The sequence below is a fragment of the Pontibacter beigongshangensis genome (genome assembly GCF_014332515.1).
Taxonomy (GTDB): domain Bacteria; phylum Bacteroidota; class Bacteroidia; order Cytophagales; family Hymenobacteraceae; genus Pontibacter; species Pontibacter beigongshangensis.
Map to the genome: position 1 here is coordinate 90,236 of NZ_VFSD01000017.1, position 13,635 is coordinate 103,870.

A 13,635-nucleotide genomic window follows, 5' to 3' on the forward strand; every position below is an offset into this window, starting at 1 on the left:
ATAAAATGAAAAAGATATTTAGGTACAGTGCAGTTGTGCTTGCACTTTTGTTCACCTCGTGTGAAGATTTTTTAGATACTACTTCTCCTTCATCTTTTACCCAGCAATATATTTTCAATAGTGAAACTGATGCGGCAAGAGCTGTAAATGCCATTTATGCTCTTTTCAATCAGGATGCCTACACCTCCAGGTTGTCTAACAACTTCATGGGAAACACTGACATTGAAATGGGTGGAGCCAACAGCTCTGCCGGAGATAATGGTAGAAGAGATATATGGACATTTGAAGCCAAAGACCAAAACAGTGATGTAAGAGTTGTTTGGAACAATGCTTATTTGGCAATCAACAGGGCAAATGAGGCAATTGAAGGCATTGAGGCCAGCCAACTTTATAAAGACGGCAACCCAACAATGCACCAACTGCTAGGGGAGGCAAAAGGATTGAGAGCTTTCTGGTATTATTACCTGGTTAACCTGTGGGGAGATGTTCCTTTTTCCGTAACAGCGACAAAAGCAGGGGACGACTTTTATAAGCCAAGGACAAGCAGGTATGAAATCCTTTCCTTCATTATCCAGGACTTGATTGAAGTAGAACCAAACATGATGTGGGCTGCTCAGGTGCCGTATGGTATTGAGCGTATGAACCGGGAGTTTATCATGGGCTTTATTGCACGAATTGCCTTAACCCGGGGAGGATATTCGCTTCAGCCGGACATGACCATGAAGCGGAATGATGATTACCTGGAGTACTATAGAATAGCGAATACTTATACGAAAAAGCTAAGAGACCTGAAGCCGCATACGCTCAACCCAAGTTTTGCGCAGGTATTCCGAAATCAGGCAGTTCTTACGCCCCTTGAAAATGCTCCTACGGTGCCTACTGTAGAAGGAGATATCCTCTACGAGGTAGCCTTCCATCCTGGCTTTGGGGATGTAGCCTGGAACCATGGTATCAGAGTAGATGCTGGTGGGGCAGATGCAAACGCGCACAAGTACGGATCAGGTTCTAACTACACAAGCCTTACAGTAAACTATTACTACTCGTTTGACACCTTAGATACACGGCAGAATGCAACTGCTTCGCTGATCATGTATGACAAAGACTTGATTCAACAACCTGTAGCAGTATCTTCCATTGCTCCCGGTAAGTGGAACAGGTTATGGTTAGCAACTCCTCCAGGCGCCGCTTCGGCTAAAGGTACAGGTATCAACTGGCCTATATTGCGCTATGCAGATGTGCTCCTGATGCTGGCAGAAACAGAGAATGAACTTAACAATGGGCCTACGGGTGAAGCAATTGAGGCATTGAAGAAAGTGCGCCAACGTGCCTTTCCAGGGAGTGCATGGGCTACTAAGGTAGATGCCTATGTTGCAAATGTATCTGGTGGCAAAGATGCTTTCTTCAAGGCAATTGTTGATGAGAGAGCCTGGGAATTGGGAGCTGAGGCTATCCGTAAGTACGACCTTATTCGCTGGAACCTGTATGGTGAGAAGGTAGCGGAAACTAAGCAGGCACTGATTCAGATGGGCATTGACGCCCTTAATCAATCAGGCCAGTATGCTAACCTCCCACGTTACCTGTATTATAAGAGAGACGAAGCTGGAAGAATTACATTTCTGAATAAATTCAGAAGCTTAGCAGTTGCGCCTCCTTTGAAAGACTCGCCAACGGTGGGCGATAACCCGGAAGGCTACTTCAGACAAACCTGGTTGCTCGGCAATATTAATACAACTACTCAGGAGCCGGCTAACTACATTCTCTATAACTGGAGAGGCTACCAAGATCCGACAGGACAAGCACCTGTGCCATATATTTTGCCAATTCCAAGTGAGACTGTTATAAACAGCCAGGGCGTGTTAAATAATAATGGATACAATTTTTAAGGAATTAAGCGAATAGCGATATGTATAGCAAATTTTTAAACATAAAGAATGTGCTCCTTGGGCTTGTTTCAGCCCTGCTGCTCCTGTCAGCATGTGATCCGGAGGAAGAACTAGTGGGGCCTGATCGTTTGTTCAGGCCTACAATAAAAGGTGTAATGGAGTCGCGCGGTAACTGGTTGGGAGTTTCATGGCAGAAAAATAAAGGTGCCATTGCCTATAAAGTAGAGATCAGCCGCGACACGTTTAAAACAATAGAGCGTTCTGCTCAGGTAGATACTAACTATGTAGTATTTAATGACCTGGAGTGGGATATGTTATACCAGGTGCAAGTGCAGGCGTTGGCTGGAGACCCGGCCAAAAATTCTGGTGTGTCATTCCTTGGCGAAATGAAGACTGCTAAGTTCCCGACTATCTTGACTGTGCCTACTGTAAATGATGTAACTGATGTTGCCGCTTTAGTGAAATGGACTAACAGTGGAGCTACAGCTTCTGCCCTGAGGGTATATAAGGTGGATAATAGGCAAAGCCCTATCCAGGAAATAGAGCTGACCGAGGAGGATTTGGCAAACCAGTTCAAGCTCGTTACCGGATTAACTGCCGGTACTCCATACGTGATCTATGCCTACAGCGGTGAGGAAATACGCGGTTGGGAATATTACACAACCAAAGCAGCACAGGTGTTTGCGGTAGGCAGCAACATCGTGGACCTGAGAGGTATGGAGAATGACCCGACACTGTTACAGCAGACACTGCAATCAGACTTACCGGCAGGTAGCGTAATTGTATTGGAAAGAGGCATGACGTATACGATTACTTCCACGCCTGTAGTGAGTGGAGCTTTAACCATTGTAAGTGGTTTAGGTTTTGGGCCAGTTGCAAAAGTAATAATGAGCAGTGATTTCAACTTCGCAGTTGGAAGTACCGTGGATTCTTTGAAATTTAGAGATCTTAATTTAAGAGGAACTGATTTCGCAGGGAGATATGTAATGAATCCGAATGTGAGTGGTGCGACTACCGTTGGAAACATCATCTTCGAAGCTTGTACTATCAAGAACTTCAGAGGGATCACTAGATTCAGAGGACCAATCACTGTGTCAAGCCTGAACATTAAAGGATGTCTTGTAGATAGTATTTCAAACTATGGCATTACTACCATTGACGATGAAGCGAGCAAAGTAGATAATATCAGATTGCTGAACAGCACGTTCGCCAGAACTGAAGTTGGCATTGTTAGCAAATCAAACTCAAATTCTGTAGTGATTGAGAATTGTACTTTCTACAAGTTTTTAAGAACAGGGAGATACCTGGCATATTATAGAACCGCAGGTGCTGACAATGTGACCAACGGCGTGAAAATTTACAACTCTATTTTAGGGCCAGGCTGGGCAGCGGGTGAAGAAGAAACTGCCGCGATTCATGGGGTCCGGGCAACTGCCAATGTAGATGCCATGGGTACATATTCTACTTCAGGGTATAATACCATTGCCTCTACCTATCAGATACCAGGACTTTTGGAGTACGGTAAACCTGCCACCGCCTTGTTTGAAAATCCAGAAAATCTTAATTTTAAAATTAAAGATGCGACTTTTGGCGGTAGAAATACTGCCGGCGACCCTCGCTGGAGATAGTCTTTCTGAGCTTAAAAAAGTGTGGCCTTTGAGGCCGCACTTTTTCATTTTCATCTACATTCTGAATTATTCAGATCAAAAGATAATACCAGACAATCACAATCTTTCCTGAAGCTCTTTTTCTAATATTATTTTTATGATCAAAATATTAAAGCCCTTGTTTACCTGGCAGCTCTTGTTTGTTATCGGTTTATGCAACCTGCAGGTTACGGCACAAGATCTTAAAAAAGATTATCCAAAATCATTCTCAGTTACTGTTTCGAACCCGCTCAAGCAGGAGCGGCAGGACGTAATGGTTTTTCTGAAAGCCGACGAAATAGTAAAAGCAGTTCCATCCTTCAACCCCAAAGCCTTTGTGGTGCTGGATAGCAACAAGGAAATAGCCAGCCAGTACAACACCCGGAAAGATGAGCACCAGGGCATAGTGCTGGTGCTGGATAAATTAGAAGCCGGAAAACCGAGGAAGCTAACCATCCGGTACAACGCAAACGGTGAGAAGCCCCGCACTTATAAGAAGCGTACGCAGGCCGAGCTTTCTCACAAGGTAGGCGGTGAGTTCCAGAACCGCAAGTACATAAATGGGGAGAAATTTGTGAATGTGGACTCGTTGCGGGTACCCGATGAGGTGACGGACCACTCCTTTTATATCCGCTATGAAGGTCCGGGCTGGGAATCGGATAAAGTAGCCTACCGCTTTTACCTGGACTGGCGCAACGGCACCGATGTGTTTGGCAAAAAAACCAACGAGATGGTGCTGCAAAACGTGGGGCAGGATGGTTATGACTCGTACCACGAGCTGCAGGACTGGGGACTGGATGTGCTGAAAGTAGGAAAATCGCTGGGGGTAGGGACACTGTCGATGTTCGATGCCGGCAAAGCCAACCGAGTAGAGAAAACCGATAGCATGATCAGCGTGATCCGGGAGAACGGCAACCTGTTCTCCTCTATCGTGACCGATTACTATGGCTGGAAAGTGGCCGGGCATGTGCTGGATGTAAACTCCAGGCTCAACATACACGCCGGCAGCCGCCTGACGCAGCACCAAGTGAGCCTGAAGGGGGGCGTGCCACAGAACCTGAGCACCGGCATCATCAACGACAAAAAAGCAAAGCTTCACACCAGCAAAGGAGACCAGAGCCAATACGGTTATGTGGCCAGCTATGGCAAGCAAAGCCTCAACGGCCCAGGCGATAATTTAGGGATTGCCGTGCTTTTCCGTCCGCAGGATTTCCAGGAGTTCACCAAAGACGAGAACAGCCATATTGTGAAGCTCACGCCAACAGGCGGCAAACTGGAATACTACTTCCTGGCTGCCTGGGAACTGGAGCCCGAAGGCATTAAAACCGAGGAGGAGTTCCTGAAATACCTGGATAAGACAGCGAAGGAGCTGGCTAATCCGGTAAAGGTGAAGATTGCCGGACGCTAAGTGCCAGAAAAGAATGTAATCTAAAGTAACAACAAGAGGCCCAACAAAGTCAGCTTACATAATTTATGAATAAAAGATTTGCCAAGTGCCTTTTCTTAGGCATAGTATTTCAGTCAATGGGTATCGTTGGATGCGCCCAGCAGCCTTCTAAAGTAGCTTTACAAGATGCTGCAGAGGAATTAGTTGCTTTTCCGGGTGCTGAAGGCTTCGGGAAGCATGCTACCGGAGGTCGTGGCGGCCAGGTGGTAGTGGTTACCAATTTAAACGACAATGGTCCGGGTAGTCTTCGGGAAGCCATCCGGAAAAAAGGGCCGCGCATTATTGTGTTCGCCGTTTCCGGCACCATCGCCCTGGAGTCTCCGCTCGATATTAACAACCCCGACCTGACCATAGCAGGGCAATCGGCGCCGGGAGATGGCATTTGCCTGAAGAATTATCCGGTTAGCATAAAAGCCGACAATGTAATTATGCGCTACCTGCGTTTCAGGCTTGGAGACGAAACAGCACAACAGGCAGATGCGGTAGGGGCCAACAAAGGGATGAACAACATAATTATTGACCACTGCTCCATGAGCTGGGCCACAGACGAATGCGCCTCCTTTTACAAGAACAAGAACTTTACCCTGCAGTGGAGCATTGTTTCCGAAAGTCTGAACCAGTCTGTGCACGCCAAAGGCGACCACGGCTACGGCGGCATCTGGGGGGGCGAAGGCGCAACGTTCCATCATAACCTCATCGTGTCGCACACCAGCCGCACACCACGCTTCAGTGGCTCCAGCACCACCAGAAATTCTCCTGATGAGCTGGTGGATTTCCGGAACAACGTGATTTATAACTGGGGAGCCAACAGTGTGTATGGTGGCGAGAAAGGCCGCTACAATTTGGTGAATAACTACTACAAGCCAGGGCCGGCTACCGCCTCTTCTAAAAGAGACAGGATAGTAGAGATCTGGAGACCTTATGGCGAGTTTTACATAGCAGGCAATTTCATGGAAGGCTCTCCCGCAATATCTCAAAACAACTGGGCGGGAGGCGTGCAGGGCGACCATCCGGACTCTGCTAAAGTAACCACCCCGCATAAAGTAATGCCTATTGTGGAGCAGGAGGCAGGCAAAGCATACGAACTGGTGCTAAGCAAGGCAGGGGCAAGCCATAAGCGCGATGCTGTTGACACCCGCGTGGTAGCCTACGTAAGAGCAGGAAACCCATCGGCAGGCAAAAAGAACAACGGCATCATCGATTCGCAGAACGAAGTGGGCGGCTGGCCTGAACTCAAAACGACCCCGGCTCCTGCAGATGCTGACAAAGATGGCATGCCCGACGAGTGGGAGAAAAAGCATAAGCTGAACCCAAATAGCAACGCTGACGCAGCACAGCGCACGCTGCACCAGCATTACACCAATATCGAAGTGTATCTCAACAGCCTGGTGAAGGCCTAATACTACTGATGCAAATGGCTGAGAGGTTTATGATTGTGTGAAATCAGATAATATCTCTTGATACACTTCGTCGGCAGCATTAGAAGTCTCTGGAGGGCAATTTCTATTCGAATAATTGAAAAAGGAAGAACCGAACTGCAACGCAAGCTGATATGGCAAAATGAGATAGAAGGCATTTGAAACTGCTAATTGCGATCAAAGTAAGTCTTGGGGCGGTGGATGGTTAATTCTTCTAATGAAAAATAGCCTATTCCGCTATTTAACCTTACTGATGCTACGGCTGATTGTTGAATTTAACGGGCACAAATTTCTTGAATGTACTGTGTGTAGTGCTGCACCATTATAATTTTTGGAGTTAACTACCCCTCCAAAGGAGTTTCAAAGTGGCCAGAGGCTTGGGAATGGTTGTCAACTGCGAGGACGCTCGCGCAATTATATTTCTTAATTCGGCAAAGCTCAGGCAGGCCTGATTTGATTAGCCATGGCTTCTCTGAAAGATCCTACGAAACCAGGGTATTTCGGTAAAAGTGCAGATGCTGTTATAATCTTAAAATCTAATTTTAAACTTAATGAAATTAAAACATGTAGCGCTCTCTTTCCTGGTGATGCTCGCCACGGCCTGCAATACCGGAAATACCACTGCCGACAGCACCACCGCTGAAAAGCAGACAGCCGAAAAACCATGGTCGGTTTGGATGGCCGACTCTGAGATGAAGCGTACCCCAAAAGGATGGATGATCGACTTCAGGAAAGAACCGAAATGGGACTACACGCAAGGGCTTTTTGCCAGCGCCCTGGAACGCGTGTGGGAACGAACCGGCAACGAGAAATACCTGAATTACATCAAGGCCTTTGCCGACACCATGATCAATGAGCAGGGTGCGATCATGACCTATAAAAAGACAGATTACAACATTGACCGCGTGAATCCGGGCAAGTTCCTGATCGAACTTTATAAAGAAACCGGGGAGCAGAAGTACAAGCTGGCCGTAGAGGAACTGCGCGACCAGATGCGTACCCACCCGCGCACCTCCGAAGGCGGTTTCTGGCACAAAAAAATCTATCCGCACCAGATGTGGCTCGATGGCCTGTACATGGGCTCCCCGTTTCTGGCGCAGTATGCAGTAGAGTTTAACGAGCCGGCCCTGCTCGATGACGTGGCCAACCAGATTTACCTGATCGATAAATATGCCTGGAACGAGGAAAAAGGCCTTTACCACCACGCCTGGGACGAGAAAAAGGAGCAGAAATGGGCCGATCCTGTCACTGGCAAAGCACCGGAGGTATGGGGACGTGCCATGGGCTGGTTTGCCATGGCGCTGGTCGATGTGCTGGACTTTATGCCGAAAGATCATCCGAAAAGAGCCGACATACTGCGTGTGACGCAGAAAATGGCAGGTGCCATAAAGCAGTACCAGGACACAGAGACAGGCCTGTGGTGGCAGGTGGTGGACCAGGGCAGCCGCGAAGGAAATTATCTCGAAGGTTCTGCTTCAGCCATGTTTACCTACTTTCTGGTAAAGGCGGTGAAGAATGGCTACGTTGGCCAGGAATATATGCAGACTGCTGAAAAAGGATTTGATGGTATGGTTAAAAACCTGATCCGGGAGGAGCCTGACGGCACCATTAGCATTACCGATATCTGTGCGGTGGCAGGTCTGGGTGGAACCCCTTACCGTGATGGAACATACGAATACTACATTAGCGAGCCCCGCCGCGCCAACGACCCGAAAGGGGTGGCGCCTTTTATTATGGCTGCCCTCGAATTTGAAGAACTGGCAACAACAGCTGCCAAATAATATTTTATGAAGATAATTAAAAAGATTGCCTTACAGCTCGTGTTTCTGTGCTTCGCCGCCTGGCAGGTGCAGGCACAGAAACACGATTTTGTGGTGGCAAAAGACGGTACCGGCGATTTCCGGACCGTGCAGGAGGCGTTTAACGCTGTTCCTGATTTCCGGAAGAAGCCCACCACGATCTTTGTGAAGAACGGCGTTTACAAAGAGAAACTGACACTGGCAGCCACTAAAACCAATGTGCGGCTGGTAGGGGAGAACGCGACTTCCACTATCCTGACCCACGACGATTATGCCTCTAAAAAGAACCGCTTCGGGGAGGAGATGGGCACCACCGGCTCCACCAGCTTCTTTGTTTTCGGCGATGACTTTTCGGCGGAGAACATCACCTTCGAGAACTCCTCCGGTCCGGTAGGGCAGGCCGTTGCCGTCCGTATTGATGGCGACCGCGTGATGTTTACCAACTGCCGCTTCCTGGGGTTCCAGGACACGCTTTACCCGCATGGCGAGAAGAGCCGGCAGTACTACCGAAATTGCTACATAGAAGGCACCGTAGATTTTATCTTCGGCTGGTCAACGGCTGTGTTTGAAGACTGTGAGATCTTCTGCAAAAAGGAGAGTGGCTATGTAACGGCTGCCTCCACCTCACCAGAGACTCCCTTTGGTTTTGTGTTTCTGAACTGCCGCATCACCGGCGATGCCCCTGCCAATTCGTATTACCTGGGCCGCCCGTGGAGGCCATACGCCAAAACCGCCTTTATCGGCTGCTACCTGGACAAGCAGATAAAACCGGAGGGCTGGCACAACTGGAACAAACCGGAGGCAGAGAAAACCACCGTCTATGCCGAGTACAACTCCAAAGGCCCTGGTGCAGCAACAGGCAAAAGAGTGAAATGGGCCAAGCAGCTCACGGCGCAGGAGGCAAAGCAATACTCCCTGGAGAACATTTTCGGCGACTGGGTTCCGGGCAAGGCCTACACGGCTACCAGGTAGCTACTGCCGGGCCAAACCTGCAAGGCTCCGGGAGATGCCAAATTTATATCGGTACCAGCAGCAGTCGAAAATGCCTCCGGAGGGCTATTTTCATTTGAATAATTTGGTTGCTGATTGCCATTATGCCAGTGCGGGCTTGTGGCTCGTGCTTTCATTTTACTGATAATGAGCGCGTAAGCATATCAGCTCGGATAAGACTGAGTTCACCCATGCGCTGGCTTAGAAAATTGCGGTACGAGCTACAAGCCCGCACCAGCGGCGGAATTTGAATATTCAACAACGGATCTGACTGGTTAGAGTGCGTGCGGAATAAAGAAGTCGCAGAAGATCATATTGAAGAATTCCGCCCATCCTAAAATTCTGATGCAGACAATAAATGCCTAACTTCTGGCATCTATTAGCTGGAAAGAACAGCCGCCGCAAAACGCTCTGGAGGGGCCATTTCATTAGAATAATTACTTAAACAGGAATTTATCAACACTGGCGAAATCGCTGTTGTTTTAACGATCATCCCATTCAAAAATGAAGCTTTATACTCATTCAATTTTACCAGTCCTGCTGATTTTTCTGTGCCTGAGTTCTATGTTGCACGCCCAGCAACTGGCCTTTCCGGGGGCAGAAGGTTTCGGCCGGTTCACGACAGGCGGCAGAGGCGGTTCCGTTATAGAAGTAACCAACCTCAACGATTCCGGGGCAGGTAGTTTAAGGGCTGCCGTGATGGCAGCCGGTGCCAGAACCGTGGTCTTTCGGGTGTCTGGTACTATTGCGCTTAAATCACGGTTGAGCATCACTGTCCCTAATCTCACCATTGCTGGCCAGACAGCTCCCGGAGACGGCATTACCATTAAAGATTACCCTGTCGTGATTAATGCCGACAATGTGATTATCCGCTACCTCCGCTTCAGGATGGGCGATGAGGCCAACCAGGAGGCGGATGCGCTGGAGGCCAGGTTCCGGAAAAACATTATCATAGACCATTGCTCCATGAGCTGGTCTACCGATGAATGCGTGTCTCTTTATGCCAATGAAAATACTACACTGCAGTGGTGCCTGATTGCAGAGAGCCTTCGCAACTCTGCCCACGCCAAAGGAGCGCATGGCTACGGCGGAGTATGGGGAGGCCGGTACGCCTCGTTTCACCACAACCTGCTGGCCCACCACGACAGCCGCAACCCGCGGCTAGGCGAGGAAGCCGGCAAGGCCTTCGCGCTAACCGACCTGACGGATGTGCGCAACAATATTATTTTTAACTGGGGAGGCAACAGCATGTATGGCGGCGAAGCCATGAATGTAAACATCGTGAACAATTACTACAAACCCGGCCCGGCAACCTCCAAAGGCGAGCGCATCATCTCCATCGACAAAAACAAGAACCAGGGCACCGAGGTGTACGATAGGTGGGGCAAGTTCTTTATAGACGGCAATTTTGTGGAGGGTAGCACACGGGCCACCAACGATAACTGGACCTATGGCGTGTACAACCAGTTCCATGGCAGCTACGGCACCGTGCCCGAGGCCGACAAGCAGGCCATGCGCATGTCTGCGCCGCACCCCATCGAGGGCAACGTAACCACCCATACCGCACAGGAGGCATATGAACTGGTGCTGGAAAAGACAGGCGCCTCGCTGGTGCGCGATGCCGTTGATCTCCGGATAATCGAGAACGTGCGCAACAAAACCTTCACGGCAAATGGATCCAACGGAAGCACCAAGGGCATTATCGACTCTCAGAACGATGTGGGCGGCTGGCCGGAACTGCAGTCGCTGCCTGCCCCTGCCGACACCGACCGCGACGGCATGCCCGATGCCTGGGAAACCGAGCATAGCCTGGACCCTAACAACCCGGCCGACCGAAACGGTGATTTTAACGGCGACGGCTACACCAACCTGGAGAAATACCTGCACGCCATTGTAGCGGCTGGCACTACCACCAGCTCGCCGGAAGGCGCTCAGCTGGCCGAAGCAAACCTGTACCCGAACCCCTTTGCGGTAGCCACCACCTTTGCCTTTGTAACCAAGCAGCAGGGGCAGGCGCAGGTAACCGTGTCAGACATCACCGGAAAGCAGGTGGCTACCCTGCTCAACAAGCCACTGACACCCGGCGCCTATTCTGTAAACTGGAACGGCACCGACACCAACGGCAACCAGCTCACCAGCGGTATGTATTTTATCTCGCTCCGGATCGGGGAGGAAACAAGTGTGAAACGGGTGGCGCTGATACGGGAGTAGTATCAGAGAAATTTTGTAATACAGTACAAGCTTATAATTACAGATTACCAATACAAATTTTATGATGATCAAAAACAAATTAACAAGCCGGTTAGTGGTGTTAGTGGGCCTGGCAGGTATCCTGCTTTCTTCCTGTCAGCAGCAAAGCGGAGGTGCTACCACTTCTAAGGCTGTAGCCGATACCTTTGATGTGTACGAGGGCGTGGAGTTCGATATGCCCAGAGTGCAGGAGCCAAGCTTTGCTGATAACATTGTAAGCATTACTGAATTCGGAGCAGTGGGCGATGGCCTGACCAAAAACACAAAAGCCTTTGAGCAGGCCATAGAGGCGGTGGCAGCCAAAGGGGGCGGCAAAGTAATAATTCCGCGTGGCATGTGGCTCACCGGCCCGATAATTCTCAAAAGCAACATCAACCTGCATGCTGAGGCTGGCGCCCTGGTGATTTTCAGCAAAGACTTTGATGACTACCCCGTTATAGAAACCAGCTTTGAGGGACTGAATACCTACCGGTGCATTTCGCCTATTTACGGCAAAGACCTGGAAAACATTGCCATTACCGGCCCGGGTACGTTTGACGGCAATGGCGATGCCTGGCGCACCGTGAAGAAAAGCAAGCTCACCGAGTCGCAGTGGAAAGCCAAGGTGCAGTCAGGCGGCGTGCTGAGCGACGACGGGCAAATGTGGTACCCTACTGAAATGGCGAAGAAAGGCGACACACCCGGCAGTAATTTCAACGTACCTTTTTACGATACCAAAGAAGAGTACGAGGCCGTGCGCGACTACCTGCGCCCTGTAATGGTAAGCATCGTGAGCTGCAATAAAGTATTGCTCGACGGACCTACTTTCCAGAACTCTCCTGCCTGGAACCTGCACCCACTCATGAGCGAAAACGTGATACTGCGCAACCTGAACGTGCGCAACCCCTGGTACTCCCAGAACGGCGATGGCGTAGACCTGGAGTCGTGCAAAAACGTGCTCATCTACAACAATACGTTTGATGTGGGCGACGATGCCATCTGCTTTAAGTCGGGCAAAGACAAGGACGGCCGCGACCGTGGCATGCCCACCGAGAACGTGATCGTGAAAAACAACGTGGTGTACCATGGGCATGGCGGCTTTGTGGTGGGCAGCGAGATGTCGGGCGGCGTAAGGAACGTGCACGTATCTAACTGCACCTTTATGGGCACCGACATCGGCCTGCGCTTTAAGAGCACACGCGGCCGAGGCGGCCTGGTAGAGAACATCTACATCTCCAACATCGACATGATCAACATCCCGACCCAGGCCATCAGCTTTAACCTTTTCTATGGCGGCAACTCCCCCGTACTGGAAGTAGACCAGCGCGCCGACGACGAGGCCCGTGACGACAAGCCAGTGCCAGTGTCAAAAGAGACACCATCGTTCAAAGACATCTATATGAAAGACATACGGGTATCGGGTGCAGACGAGGCGCTGGCCCTGCAGGGCTTGCCAGAGATGAACCTGCAGAACGTGCGCCTGGAGAATGCCGTGCTGAAAGCCAAAAAAGGGATTTCGGCTGTGGATGCTGACGGGATTGAGCTGAAGAACGTGCAGGTGGTAACAGAGCAAGGCCCCGCCCTCACGATCTACAACAGCAAAAATATACAGGTAAGTGGCTTGACGTACAACGAGACAAAAGAGCCGGTAGTAAAAGTGCTCGGTCCGCTGACCCAACACGTGAAGCTGGATGCCAAAGATTTTAAGGATATGCAGAAGCAGGTATCAAAAGGGAAAGACCTGAACGACGCAGCCCTTACCATGGAGTAAATGAACAATACTGCGCATGAATATCAGGTTCATGCGCAGTAGTTACTTATTCTACAGCAGCAACAACAGCAGCTTTTTAATGAGCCAATTCTTGATTTGGAGATGAATTATTGTCCCAAATCGTTGGAAGGAGGTATCCATAGGCTTTGGCTAATTGGAGTATACCCCTACAGGAACTGCCAGGCAGATGAGATAGCCAGGTGCATCAATTCAGAAAAAATGCCAATAGCCATGGCCTTTGCCTCTCACCCACAAGGTCCCTTTGGGATGACAGAGAAGGGTGAGCATATGGAAGAGACTACATACGATTTGATATTAGTGCTTCGCCAAATTCAAGATTAGAAATTATGGTAGATAAGCTTTCTGGCAGCTTTATAAGCAGTAATCATTTCTGAAGATCATATGAAAGGAGCACTAGTTTAGTGTTTATGATAGAACAAGTATTCGTTAGC

General features: G+C 49.5%; 8 protein-coding genes. All 8 read left to right on the plus strand.

From position 1 onward, the window contains the following. Positions 1 to 5: 5 nt before the first annotated feature. A complete protein-coding gene (locus FJM74_RS14500; protein ID WP_187263339.1) occupies positions 6 to 1,883 on the plus strand; it encodes a RagB/SusD family nutrient uptake outer membrane protein in 1,878 nt (625 codons plus the stop codon). 20 nt (positions 1,884 to 1,903) lie between these two features. Beyond that, on the plus strand, positions 1,904 to 3,511 hold the full coding sequence (locus tag FJM74_RS14505; RefSeq protein ID WP_187263340.1) for a DUF5123 domain-containing protein: 1,608 nt from the start codon (positions 1,904 to 1,906) through the stop codon (positions 3,509 to 3,511). Between the two features lie 136 nt (positions 3,512 to 3,647). Beyond that, positions 3,648 to 4,937: a DUF4861 domain-containing protein gene (locus tag FJM74_RS14510; protein WP_187263341.1), complete on the plus strand. Its 1,290-nt coding sequence runs from the start codon at positions 3,648 to 3,650 to the stop codon at positions 4,935 to 4,937. Between the two features lie 65 nt (positions 4,938 to 5,002). Next, positions 5,003 to 6,376, plus strand: a complete 1,374-nt coding sequence (locus FJM74_RS14515; protein ID WP_206684047.1) for a pectate lyase family protein — start codon at positions 5,003 to 5,005, stop codon at positions 6,374 to 6,376. Between the two features lie 569 nt (positions 6,377 to 6,945). Then, complete coding sequence (locus tag FJM74_RS14520) at positions 6,946 to 8,175, plus strand: glycoside hydrolase family 88/105 protein (protein ID WP_187263342.1); 1,230 nt, start codon at positions 6,946 to 6,948, stop codon at positions 8,173 to 8,175. Between the two features lie 6 nt (positions 8,176 to 8,181). Beyond that, on the plus strand, positions 8,182 to 9,165 hold the full coding sequence (locus tag FJM74_RS14525) for a pectinesterase family protein (RefSeq protein ID WP_187263343.1): 984 nt from the start codon (positions 8,182 to 8,184) through the stop codon (positions 9,163 to 9,165). Between the two features lie 582 nt (positions 9,166 to 9,747). Continuing rightward, positions 9,748 to 11,394, plus strand: coding sequence for a T9SS type A sorting domain-containing protein (locus FJM74_RS14530; RefSeq protein ID WP_317175563.1), 1,647 nt, complete (start codon positions 9,748 to 9,750; stop codon positions 11,392 to 11,394). A 61-nt stretch (positions 11,395 to 11,455) separates the two neighbouring features. Next, entirely contained in the window at positions 11,456 to 13,183 is a 1,728-nt protein-coding gene (locus tag FJM74_RS14535) for a glycoside hydrolase family 28 protein (RefSeq protein ID WP_187263345.1), read from the plus strand. The last annotated feature ends 452 nt before the right edge of the window (positions 13,184 to 13,635 follow it).